The 26,157-nt window shown below is 35.1% G+C and carries 25 protein-coding genes and 1 pseudogene; 12 read left to right on the forward strand and 14 right to left on the reverse strand.

The window, feature by feature from the left end; genetic code table 11:
• Positions 1-98: 98 nt before the first annotated feature.
• The 5 genes from CLV33_RS02415 to CLV33_RS02435 all read right to left on the reverse strand — a co-directional run bounded on the left by CLV33_RS02415 (position 99) and on the right by CLV33_RS02435 (position 7,231).
• Positions 99-1,028, reverse strand: a complete 930-nt coding sequence (locus tag CLV33_RS02415; RefSeq protein WP_105472562.1) for a DUF58 domain-containing protein — start codon at positions 1,026-1,028, stop codon at positions 99-101.
• Between the two features lie 46 nt (positions 1,029-1,074).
• A complete protein-coding gene (locus CLV33_RS02420; RefSeq protein ID WP_105472563.1) occupies positions 1,075-1,614 on the reverse strand; it encodes a ClpP family protease in 540 nt (179 codons plus the stop codon).
• Positions 1,615-1,695: 81 nt separating this feature from the next.
• On the reverse strand, positions 1,696-2,040 hold the full coding sequence (trxA, locus tag CLV33_RS02425) for a thioredoxin (RefSeq protein ID WP_262489520.1): 345 nt from the start codon (positions 2,038-2,040) through the stop codon (positions 1,696-1,698).
• Positions 2,041-2,219: 179 nt separating this feature from the next.
• On the reverse strand, positions 2,220-6,605 hold the full coding sequence (gene dnaE, locus CLV33_RS02430) for a DNA polymerase III subunit alpha (protein WP_105472564.1): 4,386 nt from the start codon (positions 6,603-6,605) through the stop codon (positions 2,220-2,222).
• 176 nt (positions 6,606-6,781) lie between these two features.
• Entirely contained in the window at positions 6,782-7,231 is a 450-nt protein-coding gene (locus CLV33_RS02435; protein ID WP_105472740.1) for a ferritin-like domain-containing protein, read from the reverse strand.
• A 198-nt stretch (positions 7,232-7,429) separates the two neighbouring features.
• Here CLV33_RS02435 and CLV33_RS02440 point away from each other — a divergent pair, with 198 nt between their 5' ends.
• The 10 genes and pseudogenes from CLV33_RS02440 (at position 7,430) to CLV33_RS02485 (ending at position 18,357) form a co-directional block, all read left to right on the forward strand.
• Complete coding sequence (locus CLV33_RS02440) at positions 7,430-8,494, forward strand: lactonase family protein (RefSeq protein WP_105472565.1); 1,065 nt, start codon at positions 7,430-7,432, stop codon at positions 8,492-8,494.
• A gap of 96 nt (positions 8,495-8,590) precedes the next feature.
• Positions 8,591-9,094 carry a 30S ribosomal protein S16 gene (locus CLV33_RS02445; RefSeq protein ID WP_042244409.1) on the forward strand — a complete coding sequence of 168 codons (504 nt, stop codon included), beginning with the start codon at positions 8,591-8,593 and terminating at the stop codon, positions 9,092-9,094.
• Positions 9,095-9,246: 152 nt separating this feature from the next.
• Positions 9,247-9,777, forward strand: a complete 531-nt coding sequence (gene rimM, locus CLV33_RS02450; protein WP_042244407.1) for a ribosome maturation factor RimM — start codon at positions 9,247-9,249, stop codon at positions 9,775-9,777.
• Positions 9,778-9,779: 2 nt separating this feature from the next.
• Positions 9,780-10,496 (forward strand): tRNA1(Val) (adenine(37)-N6)-methyltransferase, encoded by a 717-nt coding sequence (locus tag CLV33_RS02455; protein WP_105472566.1) that lies wholly within the window; start codon positions 9,780-9,782, stop codon positions 10,494-10,496.
• Positions 10,497-10,601: 105 nt separating this feature from the next.
• A complete protein-coding gene (locus CLV33_RS02460) occupies positions 10,602-11,780 on the forward strand; it encodes an acyl-CoA dehydrogenase family protein (RefSeq protein WP_105472567.1) in 1,179 nt (392 codons plus the stop codon).
• 99 nt (positions 11,781-11,879) lie between these two features.
• Positions 11,880-12,119 (forward strand): annotated as a pseudogene (locus CLV33_RS17640) (VOC family protein); the annotation flags it as partial.
• Between the two features lie 147 nt (positions 12,120-12,266).
• Positions 12,267-15,719 (forward strand): hypothetical protein, encoded by a 3,453-nt coding sequence (locus CLV33_RS02470; protein WP_105472568.1) that lies wholly within the window; start codon positions 12,267-12,269, stop codon positions 15,717-15,719.
• A gap of 110 nt (positions 15,720-15,829) precedes the next feature.
• Entirely contained in the window at positions 15,830-16,597 is a 768-nt protein-coding gene (locus CLV33_RS02475; protein WP_105472569.1) for an SGNH/GDSL hydrolase family protein, read from the forward strand.
• Positions 16,598-16,626: 29 nt separating this feature from the next.
• On the forward strand, positions 16,627-17,526 hold the full coding sequence (locus CLV33_RS02480; RefSeq protein ID WP_105472570.1) for a metallophosphoesterase family protein: 900 nt from the start codon (positions 16,627-16,629) through the stop codon (positions 17,524-17,526).
• A 24-nt stretch (positions 17,527-17,550) separates the two neighbouring features.
• The gene (locus CLV33_RS02485; RefSeq protein ID WP_105472571.1) at positions 17,551-18,357 is read left to right on the forward strand and encodes a DUF1853 family protein; all 807 of its coding nucleotides are present in this window, start codon (positions 17,551-17,553) and stop codon (positions 18,355-18,357) included.
• Positions 18,358-18,565: 208 nt separating this feature from the next.
• Here CLV33_RS02485 and CLV33_RS02490 read toward each other — a convergent pair whose 3' ends face one another.
• From CLV33_RS02490 to trmB, 7 genes are all read right to left on the reverse strand, one after another.
• Positions 18,566-18,904: a YegP family protein gene (locus CLV33_RS02490; RefSeq protein WP_105472572.1), complete on the reverse strand. Its 339-nt coding sequence runs from the start codon at positions 18,902-18,904 to the stop codon at positions 18,566-18,568.
• Between the two features lie 58 nt (positions 18,905-18,962).
• A complete protein-coding gene (locus tag CLV33_RS02495) occupies positions 18,963-19,295 on the reverse strand; it encodes a 2Fe-2S iron-sulfur cluster-binding family protein (RefSeq protein ID WP_042244389.1) in 333 nt (110 codons plus the stop codon).
• A 114-nt stretch (positions 19,296-19,409) separates the two neighbouring features.
• Positions 19,410-19,652 (reverse strand): NifU family protein, encoded by a 243-nt coding sequence (locus tag CLV33_RS02500; protein WP_042244387.1) that lies wholly within the window; start codon positions 19,650-19,652, stop codon positions 19,410-19,412.
• 3 nt (positions 19,653-19,655) lie between these two features.
• Complete coding sequence (locus tag CLV33_RS02505) at positions 19,656-20,792, reverse strand: Mrp/NBP35 family ATP-binding protein (RefSeq protein ID WP_105472573.1); 1,137 nt, start codon at positions 20,790-20,792, stop codon at positions 19,656-19,658.
• Between the two features lie 156 nt (positions 20,793-20,948).
• A complete protein-coding gene (locus tag CLV33_RS02510) occupies positions 20,949-21,278 on the reverse strand; it encodes an MGMT family protein (protein ID WP_042244384.1) in 330 nt (109 codons plus the stop codon).
• A gap of 2 nt (positions 21,279-21,280) precedes the next feature.
• Positions 21,281-21,910 (reverse strand): lysine transporter LysE, encoded by a 630-nt coding sequence (locus CLV33_RS02515; protein ID WP_042244383.1) that lies wholly within the window; start codon positions 21,908-21,910, stop codon positions 21,281-21,283.
• 3 nt (positions 21,911-21,913) lie between these two features.
• The gene (gene trmB, locus CLV33_RS02520; protein WP_105472574.1) at positions 21,914-22,588 is read right to left on the reverse strand and encodes a tRNA (guanosine(46)-N7)-methyltransferase TrmB; all 675 of its coding nucleotides are present in this window, start codon (positions 22,586-22,588) and stop codon (positions 21,914-21,916) included.
• 213 nt (positions 22,589-22,801) lie between these two features.
• On the opposite strand from trmB, the gene CLV33_RS02525 reads away from it, so the two are divergent.
• Complete coding sequence (locus tag CLV33_RS02525; protein WP_105472575.1) at positions 22,802-23,848, forward strand: glycosyltransferase; 1,047 nt, start codon at positions 22,802-22,804, stop codon at positions 23,846-23,848.
• Here the strand turns inward: CLV33_RS02525 and CLV33_RS02530 are convergent.
• A complete protein-coding gene (locus CLV33_RS02530; protein ID WP_045371182.1) occupies positions 23,831-24,874 on the reverse strand; it encodes a sensor histidine kinase in 1,044 nt (347 codons plus the stop codon). The two genes, CLV33_RS02525 and CLV33_RS02530, sit on opposite strands and share 18 nt — an antisense overlap.
• A complete protein-coding gene (locus CLV33_RS02535) occupies positions 24,874-25,551 on the reverse strand; it encodes a response regulator transcription factor (RefSeq protein ID WP_042244379.1) in 678 nt (225 codons plus the stop codon). The genes CLV33_RS02530 and CLV33_RS02535 overlap by 1 nt, the downstream gene beginning before the upstream one ends.
• A 200-nt stretch (positions 25,552-25,751) precedes the next feature.
• Between CLV33_RS02535 and CLV33_RS02540 the strand changes: the two genes are divergently transcribed.
• Positions 25,752-26,096: a T9SS type A sorting domain-containing protein gene (locus tag CLV33_RS02540; protein ID WP_045371184.1), complete on the forward strand. Its 345-nt coding sequence runs from the start codon at positions 25,752-25,754 to the stop codon at positions 26,094-26,096.
• The last annotated feature ends 61 nt before the right edge of the window (positions 26,097-26,157 follow it).

Here is a 26,157-nt window from a genome sequence, read left to right on the forward strand (position 1 = left end):
GCCTTTTTTTATATGTCAAATGTTTTTTTAAGTTTTTTGAATAAATTTTAAGCTAATTAGTTTTTTGCTATTATTTATCCTAAAATGACTAAAAGATTTTATTTGAATTTTTGGCGTTCTACCATATATGTTGTTAAAACAGAATTAAAATCTTTATTAATATCTGCTTCAACATATTTTATCTTGTACTGGCCACATTTTAAACGTAATGCTTCAAAATAAGAAGCTACCGATTCACTATAATTCGCCTTTATAGTATCTGCATAAAGGTTAATATGCTCTCCTGTTTCTACATCAATAAAGCGCTTGGGGTTATTATCAAAATTAAACTGTATCTCTTTTTCTTTATCAAATACATGAAACAGGACTACTTCATGTTTATTATACTTTAAATGTCTAAGTGCTTCAAATAACCTTACCTCATCTTCAGAGGTTTGAAACATATCTGTAAACAAAAAAATCATAGAGCGCCTATGAATCTTTTCAGCTATTTCATGCAAATACTTATAAGTTTCTGTTTCTTTATTTAAAGGTTTGGATATTACAGCAGCACTCAAATGATTCAGTAACATTTGATGATGGCGCTCACTTCCTTTTTCTGGCGCGTAATAATCATAATTGTCGCTGTAGATACTTAAACCTACGGCATCGCGTTGTTTTTTTAAAATTTGCATTAAAGATGCAGCAGCCAATACTGAAAATCCTATTTTATTTAGGCTATTAATTGAAAAAGATTCTAATTTAGGATAGTGCATGGAGCTACTATTATCTAGTATAATATGACACCGCAAATTGGTTTCATCATCATACCGTTTTGTGTAGAGCTTATCTGTTTTGGCATACAACTTCCAATCGATATGTCGTGTACTTTCGCCCCTGTTATAAATTTTATGTTCGGCAAATTCTGCAGAAAACCCATGAAACGGACTCTTATGCATACCAGCAATAAACCCTTCAACCACTTGTTTTGCAAGTAATTCAAGGTTTTTAAAACCTTCGGCTTTATTTAGTTCTGCTTGTAAATTCATAAGAGTAAGAGTTCCTCCCCTTCAGGGAGGTTATGTGGGGTTTTGCTTATAACACCTTGTCCACTATGCCATAGGCCACAGATTCTTCTGCACCCATCCAGTGGTCGCGGTTAAAATCTTTCATCACCTTTTCGAAAGTCTGCCCACAATTATCTGCTAAAATTTTCGCGCTCAACTCTTTTGTTTTTAAAATCTCTTGTGCTGTGATTTCAATATCGCTAGCTTGCCCACGTGCACCACCACTTGGTTGATGAATCATTACTCGCGCATGTGGCTGAATAAAACGCTTACCTTTGGCTCCAACCGACAACAAAATAGATCCCATAGAGGCTGCCAAACCTGTGCATATTGTTGACACATCGCTTTTTAGAGACTGTATACAATCGTACATGGCAAAACCAGAGGTTACGTAACCTCCAGGACTATTGATATACAATTGAATATCGGCAGTTTCTAAGGCATCTAAATACAACAACCTATCTATTACGTGTTTAGCCGATTTATCATCTACCTGCCCCCACAAAAACACTTTACGTTGTTCTATCAACTTACTATCTATTGCATCTTGTATTTTTAACTTGCTCATATTATTATATTTTATAAACAACTAAAATAAAAAAAGGTTTGCCATAACAGCAAACCTTTTTAACTTTCTTTTCTTTTTCTATTATAGAAGCGCATCAATCGCGTCTGTATAAGCATTTTTAGGTGCTACACCCACTTGTCTTCCAACAACCTCTCCGTTTTGAAATACTAAAACAGTAGGTATGTTGCGCACACCATATTTGGCTGCAAACTCTTGATTAGCATCAACATCTACCTTACCAACTACAGCTTTTCCTTCGTATTCATCGCTAATTTGCTCAATTACCGGCCCAACCATTCTACAAGGTCCACACCAAGCAGCCCAAAAATCGACCAATACAGGTTTATCACTCTTTAATACTGTTTCCTCAAATGTTGCATCTGTTATTTCTAATGCCATAATATATGTGTTTAATAAGTTCTTAATTCTTTTTGTTTTACAAATTTAGTCAAATAATTTTCCAAAGCTTACAAACTGTTAATTTGTTTTAACTATAGTCTTATTGCTTAAGGTTATTTAAAGGCGTATTGTTATTTTAATATTTTTAGCAGCCTTCATTTTTAAAATTGTGCATTGTTTAATAATTGTTGTTTCGTTAAATGTTATTAATTTAACTTAAATCTTACATCCTGATCCCTAAGCTCATTCAACAATTCCTGAGACACCTTTACTTTTTGCCTTCTACTAGGCATGGTTAACTTCATTTTTTCTTTAGTATCGTATACTAAGAAATTTAATGCTTGGTTTCCAGGGTGCATATGCAATAACTCTTTTAAAGCTATTATTTTTTGCTCGGTTAAATCTTTTATATCTACCTGTATTGATAATTTTTTGGCATACTGCTCCATGACATCGTGTAATAGCTGGAAACTATTAAACTGCAATCGCGGATCACTCTTTTTACCTGTATCTTTATTCACCCACCCTTCGCGCACAAAAGTTTTAACAAACACAAAGTTATTCTGAAGTAAAAAGTGCCTGAATTTTAAATACTCTTCGCCAAAAATTCTAAACTCGTAACTATCGGTATAATCTTCAATAGTAAATAATGCCCAACCTTTTCCTTGTTTACTTACACGATGTTGCACATCGGTTACTACACCACCAAACACTAACTCTCGGTTTACATATGGCCCTAAATTATTGAACATGCCAACCGTAGCATTACAAAAGGTTTTCATTTCTATTTTAAAATCATCTAACGGATGACCCGAAATATATACCCCTACCACTTCCCGTTCTTTACTAAGCGTTTTCATGGTTCCCCATTCTTCGCATGGTGGCACTTCGGGTTCGGGTATTTGCACGTCACTACTTTCACCAAACAGACTTACCTGCGCAGAATTCTCGTTTTCCTTGTACTTCTGTGCGTATTTAATGGCTTTTTCTAAGAAGGTTATACCATCGCCATCATCGTGAAAATACTGTGCGCGATGTGTATCTCCTAATCCGTCGAAACCTCCGGCGAGTGCTAAATTTTCGAATGCTTTTTTGTTGGCCGCACGCAAATCGATACGTTTTGCTAAATCGAATATAGATTTGTAAGGTCCGTCTTTCTTTCGGTTTTCCACAATAGTCATAACCGCTCCATGCCCCACACCTTTTATGGCCCCCATCCCAAAACGTACGGCACCATCTTTGTTAACCGAAAACTTATAGTAACTTTCGTTTACATCCGGACCTAAAACATCTAACTTCATACGTTTACATTCTTCCATAAAGAAAGTAACCTGCTTAATGTCGTTCATGTTATTAGATAACACAGCAGCCATATATTCCGCAGGGTAATGCGCTTTTAAATAGGCCGTTTGGTAAGCTATCCACGCGTAACATGTAGAGTGCGATTTATTAAAGGCGTAACTTGCAAATGCCTCCCAGTCTTTCCAAACCTTTTCTAATATTTTTGCATCATGCCCGTTTGCACTGGCTTGCTCAATGAATTTTGGTTTCATTTTATCCAACACCGCAATTTGCTTTTTTCCCATGGCTTTACGGAGTACATCGGCTTCACCTTTGGTAAAATCTGCCAGTTTTTGGGAGAGTAACATTACCTGCTCTTGGTATACCGTAATACCATAAGTTTCTTTAAGGTATTCCTCCATGGCTGGCAAATCGTACTCAATTTCTTCATCGCCATGTTTTCTTCGTACGAAACTTGGAATATATTCCATTGGTCCCGGACGGTAAAGTGCATTCATTGCAATTAAATCTTCGAATACCGTTGGTTTTAAATCGCGAAGGTGTTTTTGCATACCGGGAGATTCATATTGAAACACCCCAACTGTTTCCCCTCTTTGGAACAATTCATAAGTTTTTTCGTCATCTAGAGGAAATGTCTCTGGATCGAGTTGAATACCGTGTTTTGCTTTCACAATTTTTACGGTGTCTTTAATAAGCGTTAAGGTTTTTAAGCCTAAGAAATCCATTTTTAAAAGACCTGCCGATTCTACTACCGAGTTGTCGAATTGCGTAACATACAAATCAGAATCTTTTGCTACAGAAACGGGTACAAACTTGGTAATATCGTCTGGTGTTATGATTACACCACAAGCATGAATTCCTGTGTTTCTTACAGAACCTTCTAATGTTCTGGCGAGGTTTACGGTTTCGGCCTGTAAATCGCTACCATCGGCGATATTTAAAAGTTCGTTAACTTTTTCTAAATCTTCGGCTCTAAATTTCTTTCCGAGTTCCTTTTCATCTAAACCAAAAATCTTTCCTAGTTTAGACATGGTAGGGATTAGTTTTGCTATCCTATCTGCATCAAATAGCGGTAGATCTAGTACGCGTGCCGTATCTCGAATGGATGATTTTGCAGCCATGGTACCATAGGTAATAATTTGCGCTACTTGGTTTGCACCGTATTTTTCAATCACGTAGTCCATAACACGACTTCGGCCTTCATCGTCAAAATCAATATCAATATCGGGCATACTAATACGGTCTGGATTTAAGAAACGCTCAAAAAGTAAGTCGTACTGTAACGGATCTATATTTGTTATCCAGAGGCAATATGCTACTACCGATCCTGCTGCCGAACCACGCCCCGGACCAACGGACACATCCATATTTCGAGCCTCGCGAATAAAATCTTCAACAATTAAAAAGTATCCTGGATATCCTGTATTTTCTATAACACTTAACTCAAAATCGAGTCGTTCCCTTACCTCGTCAGACAGTTCTTCGCCATAGCGTTTTTTTGCACCTTCGTAAGTGAGGTGTCTTAAATAGGCATTTTCGCCTCGTTTACCGCCATCAACTAAATCTTCTTCATGCTTAAATTGTTCTGGTATATTAAACGCAGGCAGTAAAACATCTCGCGCCAATTGAAATGCTTCTACTTTATCTACAATCTCCTGTACATTTATAATAGCTTCAGGAATGTCTTTAAAAAGCGCTTTCATTTCGTCTGAAGACTTAAAATAGTATTCTTGGTTAGGTAACCCGTAACGGTATCCTCGTCCGCGACCTATAGGTGTTGCTTGTTTTTCACCATCTTTTACACACAATAAAATATCATGCGCATTAGCATCTTCTTGTTTTCTATAATACGTATTATTTGATGCTACCAACTTAACATCGTGTTTTCTGGCAAGTTTTATTAAAGTGGGATTTACACGATTTTCATCTTCTTGATTATGGCGCATAAGTTCTACATACAAATCGTCTCCAAACTCATTTTTCCACCATAAAAGCGCCTCTTCTGCTTGATTTTCACCTATATTTAAAACCTTACTTGGCACTTCTCCATATAAATTACCTGTAAGTACAATAATATCTTCTTTGTATTGTTGAATGAGTTTTTTATCTATTCTTGGTAAATAATAAAATCCATCTACAAAAGCATGCGACGAGAGTTTAGCTAAATTATGATAGCCATTTTTATTCTTTGCTAGAAGTACTATTTGGTACCCATTATCTTTTCTAGTTTTGTCGGTATGATCTTCACATACAAAAAACTCACAACCAACAATTGGTTTTATTAATTTGGCGTTTGTAGTTTCACCCTTTTCTTTTGCCTCTTCAATTTTAGATTTTATGCCGCTGTTTACTTTATTTATGGCATTTACAAAATGAAACGCGCCCATCATATTAGCATGGTCTGTTAATGCTACTGCAGGCATGTTATGTTCTGCTGCCGCACTTACCAAATCTGAAACACTCATAGTAGATTGCAGTACCGAAAACTGCGAATGGTTGTGTAAATGCACAAAATTTACATCGGCTAAATCTGAAACATTTTGCTTTATTTCTTCTGAAGAAATACTAGATTTACTCTTTTGGAGACGCTCCCTAATTTTGGCACTTTCCCTTTTAAGGTTAATGTGTTTTAACCCTATAAGCTGAATAGTTTCTGGGTTTGCTTTTTTGAAATTCTCGAAGTAATTGGGCTGAACATCCAGTTCTTCTTTAGTATACGCCTCTAAACGAATTAATTCTAAAAAACAACGTGTGGTAGCCTCAACATCGGCTGTTGCATTGTGCGCTTCGGCAAAAGGCTCGTTAAATAAAAATTCATGAAGCTCTGTTAATGTTGGCAATTTAAATTTACCATAACGCCCTCCTGGAATTTGGCACAAACTTGCTGTGTGTTCGGTACATGTATCTAAAACAGGCAATTCCTGTAGTGGGTTTGCTACATCACCACGCACGAATTCGGCTCCCATAATATTTAAATCGAACTTTACGTTTTGCCCTACCACAAACTTGGTTTTACCCAAAGCCTCATTAAATTTTTCTAAAACCTCAGCTAGCGGTACGCCTTGTTCTTGTGCTAATTCTGTAGAAATACCATGGATTTTCTCTGCATCGTAAGGAATGTTAAATCCATCAGGTTTCACCAAATAATCTTTACTCTCTATACAATTGCCCATAGCATCGTGCAATTGCCATGCAATTTGTATACACCTTGGCCAGTTGTCAACATCTGTAATTGGCGCGTCCCAACGCTTTGGTAAACCTGTAGTTTCTGTATCGAAAATTAAGTACATTCTTTATGTTTATCGGTTGATTTGTTTATTCGCTTAGAGCAAAAACGAAGTGTATAAAAATACATAGAAATATCACTTTTTTTTAACCAAGTTATCAAGAGTTTTAAACAAAACAAAAAAAAACGCAACCTAATTAAAGATTGCGTTTCGCTACTAACCAAACTAAACTACTGTATTTATGACACTAGTTCTTCATGTACTTTTTCAGTATTAATTGCTGCCTGTATAGCATCTCTCTGCTTAATTAACATATTATCAATGCTTGGTGGCAGTGTTTTGTCTTCTAAAATTTCATTATATTCTTCAAGACTTGCCTCTTCGCCCCTAATAGCTTCTTCTAAAATAGCTTCCTCATCATTTGAAGAGAATAACGATTTTAAGCTCATCCAATTTCTGTGTACAGTTCCTTTAAAACTTCCAGAATCTTTAGGGTCTTCGCCATAGCGTAATATTTCTGTTCTTATTTCTTTAGCAAATTCGCTGCGCTCGGTAGCCCTTCGTTTAAAGAAAATTTTTAGGGTAGAGCTATCAACGTTTTCAGCAGCATTAATATACCCTTTTTCAGCATCGTAATTTTTTACCAATAGTTCGTTTAATTTGTTTGAAATTTTTTCTGTATACTTCATAATATCATTTTCATTTTTAAATTTCAATACCTTCTTTTAAAGATGCGTATTGTTTCACATCGTATACCTTAATATAAGCCGAAATATCACTGCTGTCAAGCTATTTAACAGTGTTTATCATAGTTTTAAGAATCCTTAACGTTTTATGCCCTTATTTAGGATAATTTATCATAAATTGTACTGTTTTATTTTAACGCTATGAAGCCTAAACACTTTATTTTATTAGTAATCCCAATTGTTTTCTTAAATTGTAAATCGCCAAATATTGCGCTTTATGTAGGCACGTACACAAAAGGAGATAGTGAAGGCATTTACAGGCTAGATTTTAATACCAAAACTGGTATTTTATCTAATTTACAGTTGAGTGTTGCCACAGATAACCCATCCTTTTTAACCTATTCGCCAGATAGAACATATATGTACTCCACTAATGGAACTGGTAATGGGTTTTTATCATCCTACAAAGTAAATAATGATGGAAGTCTTACTATTTTAAACCGTGTTAGTAGCGAGGGTAAAGGCCCTTGCCATATCTCTATAAACAATAAAGGCACCAAAATTGCCATTTCTAACTATGGTGGTGGCACAGTTTCAATTTACCCAATACATACAGATGGTAGCTTAAAAGAAGCATCGCAAGTTTTTAATCATAATACTAACAATGAAACATCTCATGTACATTCTGCACAATTTTTTAAGGACGATTTATTTGTAGCAGACTTAGGCAGAAATGCTATATACCAATATGTATTAAATAATGATGCCTATAAATTAAAACACAAAGCCATAGTTAAAACAACTGGTAACCCCGGGCCTAGGCATTTTGCCTTAACTAAAGATGGCAATTATATTTATGTTATAAATGAATATGGCGCTTCAATAACTTCTATAAAAAGAACTGAAAACGGATTTGAACTTATTGACGAAGATAACACTCTAGAACCTACTTTTAAAGGGTTTAATAAGTGTGCCGATATTCACCTTTCTAAAGACGAACGTTTTTTATACGGTTCCAATAGAGGCGAAAACACCATAGCCGTGTTTAAGAGAGACATTACTACTGGCAACATCGAAAGGATACAGAATATAAGCGTTCACGGGGATTGGCCACGTAACTTTACCATAGACCCAACAGGTGAGTTTTTACTTGTGGCCAATAGAAACACCCAAAATATTGCCGTTTTTAGTATAGATAATACTTCTGGCAAGCTCTCATTTTTACACGATTTTAAAGTCCCCGAACCCGTGTGTTTATTATTTTAAATTCGTTATAAAATAAAACGCTGATTTTTAAAAAAATATGGTATATTTGCGCCCTCATTAATAACCGAGGTCGGGAACCTCAAATAATTAATTTATATGCCAGTAAAAATTAGATTACAAAGACACGGTAAAAAGGGAAAACCTTATTACTGGATCGTAGCAGCAGATTCACGCTCTAAAAGAGATGGTAAATACCTAGAAAAATTAGGTGCTTACAATCCAAACACTAATCCTGCAACTGTAGAATTAGATGTTGATAGCGCTGTAAAATGGCTTCAGAATGGTGCGCAACCAACTGATACCGCTAGAACACTTTTATCGTATAGAGGTGCTTTAATGAAAAATCATCTTGCAGGTGGTGTTAGAAAAGGCGCTTTAACTGAAGAACAAGCTGAAGAGAAATTTAAAGCTTGGTTAGAAGAAAAAGAAGCGAAAATTCAAGCTAAAGCTGAGGGATTATCTGAGGCTGAAGCAAAAGCTAAAGCAGATGCTTTAGCTGCTGAAAAGGCTGTAAACGAAGCAAGAATAGCTGCGGCTGCTCCTGTTGTTGAAGAAGCTGAGGAAGCAACTGAAGCTGAGGCTTCTAACGAAGAAGAATAAAAAATTAATTTTTTATACTTTTAAACTCCGATAGAAATATCGGAGTTTTTTATGCAAAATTGTTTTGCATTATGCTGAATTTATTTCAGCATCTTTAAAATCAAGGAATGAGATCCTGAAACAAGTTCAGGATGAAAAATTAAAAAATTTTCATGCAAAAAGAGGATTGTTTTTATTTGGGTAAAATTGTAAAAAAGTACAGTTTTAAAGGCGAAGTACTAGCTAAATTAGATACCGACCAACCTGAACTCTACGAAAATTTAGATGCTATTTTTTTAGAGTTACGCAATAACCTTGTGCCCTTTTTTGTTGAAAACTCCCAACTACATAAATCTGAACTACTGCGTATAAAATTTGAAGATGTTGACGATGAAGCCGATGCAGACGCTATTATAAAAAGCGGCCTTTACCTACCCCTTGCCACATTACCTAAACTGGAAGGTAATAAGTTTTACTTTCATGAAGTAATTGGGTTTACCGTAACAGATAAAAATTTTGGAGACGTTGGCACTGTAAAAGCCATTAACGATGCTACGGCGCAATCGCTTTTTGAAATTGATAGGGATGGTATTGAGGTTTTAATACCCATGAATGATGAATTTATATTAAAAGTAGATAGAGACAGCAAAACTATTCTTGTTGAAACTCCCGAAGGTTTAATCGATTTATATTTAGAAGAATAACAATGCCCAATCAACTTTTTCAATTTAAACAATTCTCGGTTCAACAAGACCAATGCGCCATGAAAATTGGTACAGACGGGGTGCTTTTAGGGGCGTGGACCTCGGTTGAGCATAACCCTTATAATATTTTAGATATTGGTGCAGGCACAGGCATTTTAAGCCTCATGATGGCACAACGAAGCAATGCAGAACAAATTGAGGCTATAGAAATTGATGATGATGCCTTTGAACAATGTGCTGAAAACTTTGAAAACTCACCTTGGAACGACAGGCTTTTTTGTTTTCATGCGTCCTTATTAGAGTATATTGAGGCTGTAGATGAAAAATTCGATCTTATTATTTGCAATCCCCCTTTTTATTCAGAAGATTACAAAACTAATGATGCATCTCGAGATTTAGCTCGTTTTAGTGATGCTATGCCAATGGAACATATCATTTTTGCTGTTATTAACTTTCTATCAAAAAAAGGTAAGTTCTCCATAGTTGTTCCTTTTAAAGAAGAAGGCAAATATATAGAAGAAGCTAGCCTTATTCACCTATTTCCAAATCGTATTTTACGTGTTAAAGGCAATCCTACTTCCAATATAAAACGAAGCCTTATCGAGTTTTCCTATCAGAAAAGCGATGCAATAATACGTGAACTGGTTATTGAAAACCAAAGACACCAATACACCCAAGAATATATAAACTTAACCAAAGATTTCTACCTAAAAATGTAATGATATCAACAAAGATTCTTTAAATTTGATAATATTAAATGATGAATTCTTAAAAAAACATAAGTTTCATTATTAATTCTCAAGTTAAACCTCATTGATATTGTTATGAAACCAGATCTATTCGAAGCACCAGATTACTACAATTTAGATGAATTACTTACCGATGAACATAAACTGGTACGTAATACTGCCAGAGCATGGGTAAAGCGCGATGTATCTCCAATTATTGAAGCCTACGCACAAAAAGCAGAATTCCCCACACAAATCATAGAGGGTTTAGCAGAAATTGGTGCTTTTGGTCCATACATTCCTGAAGAATATGGAGGTGCCGGTTTAGATCAAATTTCATACGGTTTAATTATGCAGGAAATAGAGCGTGGCGATTCTGGCGTTCGTTCTACGGCCTCGGTACAATCATCCTTGGTAATGTATCCTATTTGGAAATATGGTAATGAGGCACAACGCCAAAAATACCTGCCTAAACTAGCAAGCGGCGAATGGATGGGGTGCTTTGGATTAACTGAACCAGACCACGGTAGCAACCCTGGTGGTATGACAACCAACTTTAAAGATAATGGCGACCACTATTTGCTCAATGGTGCTAAAATGTGGATAAGCAATGCGCCTTTTGCACAAGTAGCTATAGTTTGGGCTAAAAACGAAGCGGGTAGAATACACGGTTTAATAGTTGAACGCGGTATGGAAGGGTTTTCTACACCAGAAACACACAATAAATGGTCGCTCCGTGCTTCAGCTACAGGTGAGCTTATTTTCGATAATGTAAAAGTTCCCAAAGAAAACTTATTACCTAACAAATCTGGGTTAGGCGCACCACTAGGATGTTTAGATTCCGCAAGATATGGCATTGCTTGGGGCGCTATTGGCGCCGCTATGGATTGTTACGATACTGCACTTAGATATAGCAAAGAACGCTTGCAATTTGGGAAACCTATTGGGCAGTTTCAACTACAGCAAAAAAAACTAGCTGAAATGATTACCGAAATTACCAAAGCTCAACTTTTAGCTTGGAGATTAGGTGTAATGCGAGACAACGGTACTGCAACCTCTGCGCAAATATCAATGGCGAAACGTAATAATGTAAATATGGCACTTAACATCGCTCGTGAAGCAAGACAAATATTAGGAGGCATGGGAATTACTGGCGAATATAGCATAATGCGACACATGATGAATTTAGAGAGTGTGATTACCTATGAAGGCACTCACGATATTCATTTACTTATTACTGGTTTGGATATTACGGGACTAAATGGATTTAAATGATGCATACACACATTAATTATGTAGAGTTTAAAAACCCATAATCTTAAAAAAACAAAACAATTTTATTCAAAGTGCTTTGGTTGGGTTTTTACAGATTATGGAGATACTTATGTTGCGTTTTCAGAGAGTAGACTTGAGGGCGGATTTGAACAAACCGAAGAAAAAATTACTAACGGTGCTTTAGTGGTTTTATATCACGAAAATCTAGAAACCATAAAAGATAAAATAATTAAAGCTAAAGGAATAATTACAACAGATATCTTTTCTTTCCCAGGAGGCAGTAGGTTTCATTTTACAGATCCATCAGGAAATGAACTAGCTGTATGGAGCGACAAATAGCATCCTTTTTTTTAAAATTCTAAAACTGCTTATTACTACAACGTTATCGTAAAAAATATACTGATAACATGACTTTTGACATGTTTTTTACGAAGTTCATGCAATAGTTTTGCTCTAGAAATTATTCTAAATATCAAGTGAAACGTCATGAAAGGATCAAGAAGAGACATTATTCAGTTTATAAATTTACAGCTAGCAGCAATTGGGCAGCCTGTTTTTAAGGACAAACCAGATAGCAAGGAAAAATTTTGCGACCCTGAGTTCGAAAAAACTACACGTCCGCTAATAATGAGTCTTAGAGAAAAATCAAGACTCTTAGCAGACCATCTGTCGCCTGCAGACTCTAGAATACAAGCTTTTATAGATGATTATTTAAAAGATGTATCGGTAGATAAATCTTATAAACTACCAAATAATACATTAATATTATCTAAAAAAGGGCAAGCAAGAGAGTTAAGCTTACCTCCCGATGGCGATTCTTTTGAAAGTGATTTAGTAAATTCTAAAAGATTAAAACAAGGAATTTTAAACAATCCTTTACACGATAAAAGAACAACCAAAGGCACCTTCCACATCGTTGAAGGACCTCTACCAGTGCCTTTAGACAAAAAAGAAGTACCAAGAGTAGTGTTGGCTCACTTTTTAAATGCGGCATTTAAACCTACAGATGCATTAAACACACTTCCGTTCACATCAAACCAAGAGGAAAAAGCTAAAACAATGGTGTCTATGCTTTTAAGACCTACGGTTTGTCCTGAAGTTAAGGGTATTGCTTCAAAAAAATCTTTAGAAGTGCGCTTTTATGCTCCTGGTTCTTTAGTAAGTAACCTAGACTTTGTTGAAAATATTTTTGGTAATGCGGGCAATCCTAATTTAGCTCATAACGATGCTGCCTTAGATCCAGAACATTGGACAGGGCACACAGGTTGTATTATTCTTGCGCCACAATTATTAACTCTTAAAAAGAAAGACGTAGGGCTACCACATTATGATGATGCCACAGAACGCCAACGTAAAGACGGTATGTGCTGGAAAGACGAAAACGAACTTTACAACGATGGCGGCGCATTTAAAATTACTTGTAGGGACGACAGAGGTGTTGTTGTTACCTTAATAGCCGATAACTATTATGGTTACTCTAAAAAAGAGATTAAAACGCAAATTAGTTATTCAGCTAACTTATATGGCGTATTAGAAGAAGAACACGCTGGAGGCGCCATAGCCTATGCGCGAAGAGTAATGGGAGATACCGTAAACTGTACTGATTATAAAGAGTATTACGGACTAGACCATACCTTTGAGGATGTAAAAAATCTATTGGGAGATAGAATTGAGGTGCAACCAGAAAATTATGCCGTTGATAAAAAATATCCTAACATAGTTTACATACCAGAATCGTCTTATTTCAACACCAATACAAACAGTATTTCATGGACCTACAAAGGCAAAGAACAAAAATTAAAGTTATCGCCTTTTAAAACTTATATACACCCTTCTGGAAATAAACTAAGATTAGAAAAACACACGTCCATTAATTTGTGGCGCATAGTGGAGACCTATCCAGAGGGCGTATTTTGCCATAAGCCTTGTACTGTTTCCGGAGGAGGTAAGTCTGAGATTTCTAAATCTATGCAAAATGCTATTACTTATAGCAGGTTTAATATTCATAATATTGAAGAAGATTTTAAAAAGGCCGATGAAGTTATTGAGTTTGATTACTCTACCAGATGGAGGGATAAAGATCCTAACAGGCCTAAATCTAGATCGTTCTTAAGTGAAAAAAGAACTTTAGGTTCTGTTGTAAAACTGTTAACGCCTTCCGAAGAAAACTCCGATGAGTTTAACGAATGGCTAGAGAATATACCTGTGCACGTACGCTCATTAGTATTGTTCGTAAAACGTTTATTTAGACAAGCCCATGGTGCTAACCTTAACTGGAAAGACATGATGTCTGTAGAAATTATAAATGGTGTTAAAGGCACGTCTTTAATCTACAACAATACGCCAGTAGTGGGTAGCTATGTTCGCATAGGTTTTAACCAACAAGGTAATTGGATGTTAAATAAATTACGTTCAGATTTTTCTGCATGCGAAAAAATTCAAACTGAAGATGATATTTCAGCCTCTATAACACTTCCAAGAAATCAGTTTAAAGATTTAAACCCAGAATATCCCAATAAAAGCGTAAAGGTTTTAACAAACTGTGAAGCACATTTATTCCAAAGACCAGATGAGGCCATTGTTAGAGGGTATGATAAAGGAGCGGAATTAGATATTATTTCAGATGGTAGATTTTTAACGAATTACGAAAAGTTAACGAAAAAAGACGCCATCGAGATTTATGAAGACACTATTAATTTTGATAAGTATACAGAACCTGTTAAAACCTTCATTGAAGAAATAATAAACAACGATGATGAAGACATACAATTTGTACTGCCCTCTCACCCAAGAATTATTGAAGATGGTTTACCAACCAAAAACCCTCGTTACTTAGAACCCAATAGGTTTTATAACGAAACAGAGGCTACTTATATCTCTGATATGGGTGTGCGCTTAAAAAGAAAAATTAAGTTAGAAGACCCAGTAATTCATGTTGTTAATGCTGTTTTACCAGGTAGAAGAAACAACCCAGTAGATAAAAAAGCTGGTATTAGACCACTAGCGGTTTACAACCCTATACACTACCAAGAAACACCTGAATTATTTATGGATTTTATTTGTAGTTTAACAGGTAAATCACCATCTACTACAGGAGCAGGATCTGAAGGCGCTTTAACAAAAGCACCATTTAACATGCTAACACCTACAACAGATTTAAACAATGCTTTATTATCGCATATTTTAACAGAGTCTAACGGTTTTAGTACGGCAGCAGGATACATTGGTGCAGAAAACAAGATAGACCACGATGTAAGCTTATTAATTCCAGAGATTTGGGCTAGAATGGCTCCAGAAGATAGAGACCCTAACAACTTAATTACCAATGGTTCTTTAGAAAAACTTGAGGATTTTGATTTTAACGGTAAAAAAATATTAGCCAGCAGATTAGGCTACAGAATTACCAAAACTTTCGCGCTATTATGTTTAAACAGATTGTTTGACGAACCTACAGCTGTGTTTAGCGAAAGAATGCTTAAACCAGAACTTCAAGGAATGGAAGATTATGTTGATGGTATTAACAACATCGTTGAAGCACAACAAAAAGTTGCCTTAAACTATTTTGAGGATGGAAGTGTAGAAGCTGCAATTCCTCCATTAAAAATCTTACTTCACATTATGGCTTACGGACATTATGAAGGCAAAGATATAAGCCACCCAGAGCTACGCGAATATTTTAATAGAGATTATGTTTTAAATAGCGATTGGTATAAAGAAAGACTAGTGCTAAAACAACAAAAAGATATTAAGTATTACGGTTCTCAGATTGATTATCTAGAAGCATTTATAGCTAACCCTAATAATGATGTTTTAGTTGAAGAAATGAATATAGAACAACGCTTAAAAACTGTTAAAGAGTTATATAATACTGTAAAATCTGAAGATTACCTAAATAGTTTGGTAGGCACCATAGGAGCAGATCCTTTGTATAAAAATTAAAAGTTTATAGTTTTTTTTGATAGATAGTTTTTAGTTAATTTTGATAAAATCTGGGTGTTCGCATCCAGATTTTATTGTTTAATAGCAAAACCGTATCTTTAAAATAAAAAATGAAACTGAAATATGCATTGCTATTTTTTAGCTTGGGCTATTTTCTTTTTATTGGTTGTTCTTCAAATGCTGAAATATATGTTGACGAAGAAACCCAAAAAGAAATTATAGACGATACCGAATTTAGTAACGATACAGTACAAAATACAATCCAAAAAAATTTAAAAATTCTTGCTCTTGGCGATAGCTACACTATAGGCGAAAGTGTATGTAATAGCTGTAAGTTTCCAGAACAATTAAAAGACAGTATTATTGAAAAAGTTAAGGATTGGAATGTTAGTCTTAAAGTAATAGCCAGAACAGGCTGGACAACAGGTGCTTTAATAAGTGCGATTAATAATGAAACACTATCTGAGGATTACGATCTTGTTACCCTTTTAATTGGTGTAAATAACCAATATCAAGGTGCCCCTTTTGAGATATTTGAAAAAGAATTTCCAGAATTGGTAATTAAAGCGAATAAATTAGCCCAAGCGAAAAAAAGTAATGTTATTATTATTTCTATTCCAGATTATGCGTTTACGCCTTTTGGCAACGGAAACCCAAGCATTACAGAAGACATCAATACTTATAATTCCTATATTGAAAATTATTGTAACGCTTACAACATTACCTATGTGTACATTACCGACATTACAAGAAAAGGTTTAGACAATCCAAACTTAGTAGCTAGCGATGGTTTACATCCTTCAGAATTTGCATACACACAATTTGTAAGTAGAATTTTGCCCCATGCACTAGAAAAAATAGGCTATACTAGCCAGTAATTTAGTTATATTAGCCTAAAGTATTTTGCATGTTTTCTTCTAAAAAACGCTTAGACAACGCTTACAAAAACGCAAAAGTAATCGATTTTGATGACGAAAGTAAGTTTATACTCTTTAGCGACTGCCACCGTGGCGATAATAGTTTTGCTGATGATTTTGCTAACAACCGCAATATTTATTTTCACGCCTTAAAACATTATTATGCCGAAGGGTTTCAGTATTGTGAATTGGGAGATGGCGACGAACTATGGGAAAACCTATCTTTCGAGTCTATTTTAAATGCGCATAAAAATGTGTATATGCTCATGAAATTGTTTCATGAACAAAAGCGTTTACATCTCATTTGGGGCAATCATGATATGGTATACCGCAATCCAGAATACGTAAAAAAACATTTATCTACCTATTTCGATCCAAAAGTTGGTGAAGAAGTAGAGCTCTTTGGGAACATAAAATATCATGAAGGCATTGTTTTAAAGCATTGCTCAACAGCACAAGAACTATTTTTAACCCACGGTCATCAAGCCGATTGGTGGAATTTCCTATTTTGGAAATGGAGTAGGTTTTTAGTGAGAATTCTTTGGAAACCCCTAAACGTTATGGGAATTGCAGACCCTACTAGTCCTGCAAAAAACTATAAAGAACTCATAAAAGTTGAACGTCGCACCAAAAAATGGATTATTCAAAACAATAATTTATTAACTATTGTTGGGCATACCCATCGCCCACGTTTTCCAGAACCTGGAGACATTGCTTTCTTTAATGATGGAAGTTGTGTTCATCCCCGCAGTATTACAGGTATTGAAATTGAGAATGGAGAAATTTCTTTAATTAAGTGGCAAATAGCAACAAGAGATGATGGCACATTACAAATTGTTAGAGTACTCCTAGAGGGCCCTAGAAAACTAGACGATTATAAAACAAACTAAAAAAAAATTCCTACTGTTAATGGAATGAAAAATATACTGCAAAAACGATACGAAGGCTTTTTAAACACACCTTGTTTATGGCATAACACTTCTTCAGTATTAAACTTAAAGCAGTTTACAATTGCATCTAAGCCCCACACCATAGATATTTTGTTTGAACCTAACTTACGATTAGGAAAATATGTAGAGCGTTTAGTTGCTTTTGAACTTAGTTTACATAATAATATTTCGGTTTTAGCAGAAAATATTCAAATTCAAAAAGACAAAACTACTTTAGGGGAGTTAGATTGTTTGCTTTTAAAGAACAAGCAACCCATACATTTAGAAATCATATATAAGTTCTATTTATACGATGATTCTGTAGGAACTTCTGAAATTGAACACTTTATTGGTCCAAACCGGAGAGATGCCTTAACAGATAAACTTACTAAACTTAAAGAAAAACAACTCCCACTGCTCTACGCTAATGCTAGCAAACCCTATTTGGAAAGGTTAAACCTAAATTGTAAAACTATAGAACAGCAGGTATATTTTAAAGCACAACTGTTTGTTCCTTTTTCTAAGCAAAACATAGAACTTAAAACACTAAATAGTAATTGTATTGTTGGATTTTATATCAACCTAAACAATCTACATAAATTTACCAATTGTAAGTTTTACATACCCTGTAAAAAAGACTGGTTACTACAACCACATACCAACGTAAATTGGTTAGATTTTTACACATTTAAAAAAATTGCACGAGATGACCTGGAACAGAAATTTTCTACCTTATGCTGGATAAAATATAATAATGGCGAATTAAAAAAAGTGTTTTTGGTTTGGTGGTAATTTGGCAGGGTATTCGCAGCAAATATTAAAATAGTAATCTATTTAAAACTTAATAAATACAAATACTACTTGAACCAAGTAATTTTGTTTGGAGGAGAGATGTATTACCTCGTTTGCTGCATCATTTTAAGTAATAATACTTGGTGTAGTAATACAATTTAATAGCACTATGATATAAGCTTAACCAACAAGGTTAAACAAAACATTATTATACGGTATAAACCTCAAAATCTACTTTAACCTTATTAATACCTAGTTTAATTAATGAAATGGAAAGTTCCATGTCGCCTACATTTAAATAACTCTCGCTTGTTCCTATTATTTCGCCTGTATTGTTGTTTTTAAAAACAAAATAATAGCTGCCACATTGTGCTTTTAGTCTTTTGTAGTTTTTGTCTACTCGGGCGTGTGTTCTAAAAAAATCGACTTTTTCCAGACATTTATATTTAGTAATAAAAGGTTCGCTGTAAAAAACAACTTGATCTTTCGGTTTTAGATAAAACCTGTAATTATCAAATCTGTCCTTAAAAATTTTTAAAAGTGCCATTAATCCTAGTATGATTAATTATTAGACACTCAACTAGCGGCCGCGTCACATTAAAAACCTAACTTTCTGGAGCCAACTCTACTTCTAGCCCTTCCATGTCTGGTGTCATTTGTATTTGGCAGCCTAAACGGCTATTATCTTTTACATAAAACGCTTCAGATAACATGGCCTCTTCATCGTCACTCATTTCTGGCAACTCCGTATTACTTAATACGTAGCATTGGCAAGAGGCACACATAGCCATACCGCCACAAACACCAATTGTACCCTCGGGGGCAAGTTCGTAAGAGCGCACAACTTCCATTAAATTCATTGCCATATCGGTTGGTGCTACTATATCGTGGGTTATACCGTCTCTATCTGTTATCTTTATATTTATATCTTGACTCATCGTGAAATTATAATTACGCTAATAGCTATACATTTTGCTTGCCAAAAGTATTATTTATTCTGGTATTTATCTAAGAAAAATGTAATGAATGAGGGGTTTTAAATTGTAGAAATCTTAAATTTCTATATTTATGACTTGCTCTATTTGAGGTGCGTATTTTTTTATGGTCATTTCAACACCAGATTTTAACGTCATTTGGTTAACGCTACATCCAACACAAGCGCCTTGTAACTGCACTTTTACCAACTTATCATCTTCTATAGACAATAATGATATGTCGCCGCCATCGCTTTGTAAAAAAGGACGTATTTCATCTAAGGCCTTTTCAACGTTTGATTTAATTTCTTCGCTGGTCATATTCTATTTTTTTACAGCTGAACATCCAGCCATAGTGGTAATTTTAATTGCTTCAGTAGGTGGCAAGTTCTCGTTTCGCCTTACAACTTCTTGCACAACATTTTGTGTTAGTGTCTCAAAAGCCTTTTCTAAAGGCGTTGCTGTTTGCAATGCTGCAGGACGGCCAACATCGCCTGCTTCCCTGATGCTTTGTACTAGTGGAATTTCTCCCAAAAATGATACATCTAAATCTTTAGCGAGATGTTTTGCTCCCTTTTCCCCAAAAATATAATACTTATTATCGGGTAATTCGGCTGGTGTAAAGTACGCCATATTTTCAATAATTCCTAAAACAGGTACGCTAATACTATCTTGTTGAAACATCGCTACACCTTTTTTAGCATCAGCCAATGCTACATTTTGCGGTGTACTAACCACAACCGCACCTGTAATTGGCAACGACTGCATGATACTTAAATGAATATCGCCGGTTCCTGGAGGCAAATCCAACAGTAAGAAATCGAGTTCACCCCAGTGCGCATCAAAAATCATTTGGTTCAAAGCCTTAGCCGCCATTGGCCCACGCCACACCACAGCTTGGTTGGGCTGCGTAAAAAAGCCAATAGACAATACTTTTACGCCATAATTCTCAACAGGTTTCATTTTAGATTTCCCTTCAACATTTACAGCTAAAGGTTTTTCAGCCTCAACGTCAAACATAATAGGAATTGAAGGCCCGTAAATATCGGCATCTAAAACACCAACTTTAAAGCCCATTTTAGATAAAGACACTGCTAAATTTGCCGTAACTGTAGATTTACCAACCCCACCTTTACCAGATGCTACGGCAACAATATTTTGTATGCCAGGAATTGGTTTCCCTTTTATAAGATTAGGTTTTGGTTTTTCGGGCGCTTCTACCTTAACATTTACTGTAATTTTTGCTTTTTTGTATACTTTCTCGTGAATGGTTTTAAGAATGTCTACCTCTGTACGCTTTTTTGCCTGTAAACTGGGGTTCTTTATTGTAATATCTACAATAACCTCATCGGCAAATGTTACCACATTTTTTACGGCGCCGCTTTCTACCATATTTTGTCCTTCTCCAGGAACAGTAATGGTTTCTAATGCTTTTAGTATGTCTTTTTTATCTAGCTTCATTTCTTTTATTAAGAATCATTCTAAGTGCAAAGATAGGCAATAATGCTAGAAGACAGATAGCCGAAGCTAGAAGATTTATTGATTAGCTTATTGGGTTTGGTTATGGAGATTTTGGATATGTTATTATTTGTAAATTTTATAAAAATTAGGAAGTAATTACAATGCCTTACTCGGATCCCAAAACACCTCACTAAAATTTTGAATTTGGTTATCTACTACCTTAACGCCTTCACTTTCCAAAAGCTGTTGCATAAGGTTTGTACCATCAAAATGATGTTTCCCCGTTAACAAACCCTTTCTATTTACCACGCGGTGCGCAGGCACATCCTTTCCACCAGAGCCATTCATAGCATAACCTACCATTCTAGCGCTTCTTGCTGCACCTAAGTATTTTGCAATAGCACCATAGCTTGTTACACGGCCGTAAGGAATTAATCGGGCAACATCATAAACTTTATCAAAAAAGGTTAAGGATTCTGGAGTCATGTTTACCAGTCTTTAATAATCTTAATGATAGTAAGAATAGAAATAATGCCAGTAATACCACCAATAATATAGTTCATGTTCTTTTGTGAGGTAAATGATTTGCTCTTTATTTTATCAAAAAAGAAAATATAGATATACAGCATTACAAAAGTACCCATTCCAGCTCCCGCCACATAGGATATGATACTGGTTTGCTCGAAGTTTAACCAACCTACTGATGCCAAGGTAATCGTCATATACGCTTGGTATGGAATAGGAAACACATTAATAGCAGACATTAACATTCCTTGAAAAAACCTACTGTGCTTGCTTTTTATTTTAGGTTGAATTTGTTGTTTTGGTGATGCCTTAGCAATAAACAAAAAATAAATTGTGATAAGCACGAAAATAACTAAGGCTACACTGCGTAAAATACTGACTACCTCTGGATGCCTGCTTAAGTAACGGGCAAAAATAGCCGCTAAATAGGTTTGTGCAAATACGATAACACATACACCAACTGAAAATACAATACCTCTAACGTGACCTTCTTTAAGGCTAATTTTGGCGGCAGTCATATTCAATAACCCAGGAGGGATTACCCCTAATAAGGCGAAAAACAACCCTAAAAAAAAGATAACGGTAAGACTCATATACTAGTTAATTTTAAACCTAATATAAGTAATTGGTTTGTTTTGCTCTAAATATTGCGATTCGTAAAAGGTTTGAATGCTTGTAACCTCCTCAGGACTTCCTTCTTGTTTATACACATTATGGTTTGCATATAAAACCTCATGTCCCGCACCATGTAAAAGCCCTAATGTATATCCATGCATAAACTCACTATCGGTTTTTAAATTTACAACGCCATCGGGTTTTAAAATTTGTTTATAACGCTTTAAAAACGCCATATTGGTTAGTCGGTGCTTGGTGCGCTTGTATTTAATTTGGGGATCTGGAAATGTAATCCAAATTTCATCTACCTCATTTTCGGCAAAGGCATACGCTATAAGTTCTATTTGCGTTCTTAAAAATGCTACGTTTGGCAAGTTATCCTCTAGTGCCGTTTTTGCTCCTCGCCAAAATCGAGCGCCCTTTATGTCTACACCTATAAAATTTTTATTGGGGTACCTTTGCGCCAAGGCTACAGTATATTCTCCTTTACCACAACCTAATTCTAAAACTATAGGGTTATTATTTTTAAAAAACGTGGCATTCCACTGCCCTTTCAATTTATAATCGTTTTTTACAAGTGCTTCTCTAGTTGGTTGAAATACATTAGCAAATGTATCGTTTTCCTTAAATCTTTTGAGTTTGTTTTTACTTCCCAAAGTGTATTAACTATTTCTTAATATTACGTTTGAATTGGTAAAATTAAGGAAATATACAACAGTGTTGCTATCTTTACTTTCGATTTTATAAAAACCCGCGTGAGGGGGTGAAGCGACATCCTTTTTTGTAACATAAAAAAGACCTGTCTGCTTACCGCAGGAAACCAGATATAGCCGAAAGCTCGACCCTCGGGGCACGCCCAAAAAAAACAAATGAAGAGACGAATATTAGTTGCACCGTTAAATTGGGGTTTAGGTCATGCCACCAGATGCATTCCTATAATTAAAGAATTGTATGCCCACGGTTTTGAACCCATAATTGCTAGCGATGGTGTAGCCTTAAAATTGCTTAGAAAGGAATTTCCAGAGTTTTCGTCCATAGAATTACCGTCTTACGATGTAACCTACTCTAAAAAAGGGGCCTATTTTAAACTAAAGCTAATTAAAGACTCGCCAAAACTTTTAAAAGCTATTAAAGCTGAAAAAAAAGCAGTAAAACAAATTGTTGAAACACATAATATTAAAGGGATTATTTCTGATAACAGATTAGGCGCTTACAATAAAAATGTGCCTTGTGCTTTTATTACACACCAACTAAATGTTTTAAGTGGTGGCACAACATGGCTAAGTACAAAATTACATGAACAGTATATAAGTAGGTTTAACGAATGTTGGGTACCCGATGCTGAGGGAGACTTAAACTTATCGGGGAAATTAGGGCATAAAAAGAACTTTAGTATACCTACAAAATACATTGGCCCTATTAGCAGGTTTGAAAAAACCGAAGTAGACGAAACTATAGATTTATTGGTTTTGTTATCTGGTCCTGAGCCTCAGCGTTCTTTACTGGAAGCTAAGTTATTAAAGGAAGTTGAAAACTATAGCGGCCACGTAGTTGTTGTAAGGGGTGTTCCTGAAAAAGATCAAAAAATTGAGCAAAAACAAAGAGTGACCCTATACAACTTTATGACTTCTAAACGCTTAGAGAAAACAATTAACCAAAGTAAGTTAGTGCTCTCTAGGTCTGGTTATACTACAATTATGGATTTAGCAAAATTAGAAAAAAAAGCTTTTTTTATTCCTACACCTGGACAAACCGAACAAGAGTATTTAGCAAAACGCCTCTCAATGCAAGGGTTTGTACCTAGTTGCAAACAAGATGAGTTTAGTGTTTTTTTGCTTGATAAAATTATGGCATATAAAGGTCTAAAAAGTTTTAACACAAAAGTAGACTATAAGGCACTATTCGGCCTTTTCTAAAGTAAAAGAAAACTCGCTTCCCACACCATATTCGCTTTCCACATAAATACGTTCGTTGTGCGCTTCTATAATATGCTTAACAATAGAAAGCCCTAAACCCGAACCACCTTCTCGCCTAGAGCCACTTTTATCGACCCGGTAAAAACGCTCAAACAAACGTGCCAAGTGGTTGCTTTCTATACCTTCGCCGTTATCGGTAACCCTAACTATAACTTTATTTTTAATTAGGTTTTCTATGCTAATTTCCGTGGTACCCTTTATGCGTCCGTACTTTAATGAGTTAATAATAAGATTTACTAAAACTTGCTGAATACGTTCTTTGTCGGCACGTACCATAATAGGTTTATTATAGTCCCTATCAAAAGTTAAGGTAATTTTTTTTTCGTTAGCCCTAATTTCAACCATGCCAAAGACTTCTTTTATAAGCACAACAATATCAAATACTTCTGGCTGTAAACGTAAATCTCCTGCTTCTAATTTTGTTATTAAATCTAAGTCGCTAACTATATACCCCAAACGTTCTACGGCACTGTTGGCACGTTCAAGGTATTTTTTTCGAATTTTCTTGTCGTCCATCGCACCATCTAAAAGCGTTAAAATATAACCTTGTATAGTAAATAGCGGTGTTTTTAATTCATGGGATACGTTACCTAAAAACTCTTTTCTGTATTGTTCTCTAACTTTTAAAGTTTCGATTTCTAACTTTTTGTCTCTCGCAAACTTATCGATTTCCTGAGTTAAGGTAGCCATGTCTGTAGTAATGGCGCCTCTAGTTAAGCTTGTAGACTCCAAAAGGGTTAAATCGTCGTAAATAGTTTTTACTCGACGATAAATGTAGCGCTCTACGCGATATTGAATAATTAAGAAAGACAATAAATAGAACACCATTGTAAACAAAAGAACAGGCAACCACGTAAATGAAAAATAGTAATACAAAAAAACACTCATTAAGAGTGTAAAGAAAATGGTGATGTACAGCGATGTTTTTATCGCAAACTTATAAGATTTCTTAAATTTTACCTGCATTAGTCTACAAACTTATAGCCTACACCTTTTACTGTTTTAAAGCTTTTATCTCCTATTTTTTCGCGTAGTTTACGTATGTGTACATCTATGGTTCTACCACCAACAACAACCTCGTTGCCCCATACTTTATCTAAAATTTCGTCGCGTTTAAAAACTTTACCTGGTTTAGACGCCAATAAAGATAACAATTCAAACTCTTTTCTAGGTAATACAATTTCGTTGCCTTTTAGTATAATTTTGTACTCGTCTCTATTAATTACAAGGTTTCCAACTTTTACAGTATCCTTAACCTCATCTTTAAAACGTCTTAAAAGTGCTTTAACTTTGCTTACCAAAACTTTTGGCTTAATGGGTTTTGTAATATAATCGTCTGCCCCAGCATCAAAACCTGCTACTTGAGAGTAGTCTTCTCCTCTTGCGGTTAAAAAAGTAATAACAACATCTTTAAGTTCTGGTTGTTTCCTAATTCGTTCGCATGCTTCTATACCATCCATTTCTGGCATCATTACATCTAGAATTATCAATTGTGGCAGTTCTTTTTTAGCTTTTTTTACAGCCTCAAAACCGTTTTCAGCAGTAATTACCTGATATCCTTCGTTAGATAAGTTATAACCTACTATTTCTAATATGTCTGGCTCATCATCTACCAAAAGTATTTTAATATCTTTTTTATTCATTATGAATCAATCACGTTAGTGTTTAACGTAAAGATAAAACTATTAACGATAATTTGTAAAATTTAAAACACAAATAACAATAAAGTAACACTGTACTTACCAAGATTTAACTTTTCGACATAAAACATAAATCTTTAACACAATTTTGGTATGGATTTTGTTTATTCTATAGTAATTTTATAGCATGCAAAAACTGTTTTATGAAACACATCTACTTTTTCTTAATTTTCACCGCTGTTTTTTGCTTGTCTGTTCAAAATGGATTTGCGCAGGACAACCCATCTATTAACTATCCCAAACAAAATATAGAAGGCCTTTCGGTGTTTCCCAACCCTGTGGGCAATAATGCATCTACCGTATACATTACCAGCAGTAATAAATTTGCTATTAAGAAAGTAGCTATCTACAATGTGCTTGGAAAACAAATAAAATCTACAATAACTACCAGAAAGGAATTAGACATATCATCTCTAAATTCTGGTGTTTATATTTTAAAAATTACTGAAGGCACTGTAAGCGAAACCAGAAAATTAGTGATTAAGTAAAGAAATTGTTATTTTTCTGTAAAAAAAACACGAAAAACTTCATTTATGTAATTATCCTCTA

It is taken from the genome of Jejuia pallidilutea, from assembly GCF_002973595.1.
Lineage (GTDB): Bacteria > Bacteroidota > Bacteroidia > Flavobacteriales > Flavobacteriaceae > Jejuia > Jejuia pallidilutea.

Excerpts from the sequence above, each read along its gene's own strand:
- CLV33_RS02415 (WP_105472562.1), bottom strand. The coding sequence starts at position 1,028 with ATGAATTTACAAGCAGAACTAAATAAAGCCGAAGGTTTTAAAAACCTT.
- CLV33_RS02420 (WP_105472563.1), bottom strand. The coding sequence starts at position 1,614 with ATGAGCAAGTTAAAAATACAAGATGCAATAGATAGTAAGTTGATAGAA.
- dnaE (WP_105472564.1), bottom strand. The coding sequence starts at position 6,605 with ATGTACTTAATTTTCGATACAGAAACTACAGGTTTACCAAAGCGTTGG.
- CLV33_RS02435 (WP_105472740.1), bottom strand. The coding sequence starts at position 7,231 with ATGAAGTATACAGAAAAAATTTCAAACAAATTAAACGAACTATTGGTA.
- CLV33_RS02440 (WP_105472565.1), top strand. The coding sequence starts at position 7,430 with ATGAAGCCTAAACACTTTATTTTATTAGTAATCCCAATTGTTTTCTTA.
- CLV33_RS02445 (WP_042244409.1), top strand. The coding sequence starts at position 8,591 with ATGCCAGTAAAAATTAGATTACAAAGACACGGTAAAAAGGGAAAACCT.
- rimM (WP_042244407.1), top strand. The coding sequence starts at position 9,247 with ATGCAAAAAGAGGATTGTTTTTATTTGGGTAAAATTGTAAAAAAGTAC.
- CLV33_RS02455 (WP_105472566.1), top strand. The coding sequence starts at position 9,780 with ATGCCCAATCAACTTTTTCAATTTAAACAATTCTCGGTTCAACAAGAC.
- CLV33_RS02460 (WP_105472567.1), top strand. The coding sequence starts at position 10,602 with ATGAAACCAGATCTATTCGAAGCACCAGATTACTACAATTTAGATGAA.
- CLV33_RS02470 (WP_105472568.1), top strand. The coding sequence starts at position 12,267 with ATGAAAGGATCAAGAAGAGACATTATTCAGTTTATAAATTTACAGCTA.
- CLV33_RS02475 (WP_105472569.1), top strand. The coding sequence starts at position 15,830 with ATGAAACTGAAATATGCATTGCTATTTTTTAGCTTGGGCTATTTTCTT.
- CLV33_RS02480 (WP_105472570.1), top strand. The coding sequence starts at position 16,627 with ATGTTTTCTTCTAAAAAACGCTTAGACAACGCTTACAAAAACGCAAAA.
- CLV33_RS02485 (WP_105472571.1), top strand. The coding sequence starts at position 17,551 with ATGAAAAATATACTGCAAAAACGATACGAAGGCTTTTTAAACACACCT.
- CLV33_RS02490 (WP_105472572.1), bottom strand. The coding sequence starts at position 18,904 with ATGGCACTTTTAAAAATTTTTAAGGACAGATTTGATAATTACAGGTTT.
- CLV33_RS02495 (WP_042244389.1), bottom strand. The coding sequence starts at position 19,295 with ATGAGTCAAGATATAAATATAAAGATAACAGATAGAGACGGTATAACC.
- CLV33_RS02500 (WP_042244387.1), bottom strand. The coding sequence starts at position 19,652 with ATGACCAGCGAAGAAATTAAATCAAACGTTGAAAAGGCCTTAGATGAA.
- CLV33_RS02505 (WP_105472573.1), bottom strand. The coding sequence starts at position 20,792 with ATGAAGCTAGATAAAAAAGACATACTAAAAGCATTAGAAACCATTACT.
- CLV33_RS02510 (WP_042244384.1), bottom strand. The coding sequence starts at position 21,278 with ATGACTCCAGAATCCTTAACCTTTTTTGATAAAGTTTATGATGTTGCC.
- CLV33_RS02515 (WP_042244383.1), bottom strand. The coding sequence starts at position 21,910 with ATGAGTCTTACCGTTATCTTTTTTTTAGGGTTGTTTTTCGCCTTATTA.
- CLV33_RS02525 (WP_105472575.1), top strand. The coding sequence starts at position 22,802 with ATGAAGAGACGAATATTAGTTGCACCGTTAAATTGGGGTTTAGGTCAT.
- CLV33_RS02530 (WP_045371182.1), bottom strand. The coding sequence starts at position 24,874 with ATGCAGGTAAAATTTAAGAAATCTTATAAGTTTGCGATAAAAACATCG.
- CLV33_RS02535 (WP_042244379.1), bottom strand. The coding sequence starts at position 25,551 with ATGAATAAAAAAGATATTAAAATACTTTTGGTAGATGATGAGCCAGAC.
- CLV33_RS02540 (WP_045371184.1), top strand. The coding sequence starts at position 25,752 with ATGAAACACATCTACTTTTTCTTAATTTTCACCGCTGTTTTTTGCTTG.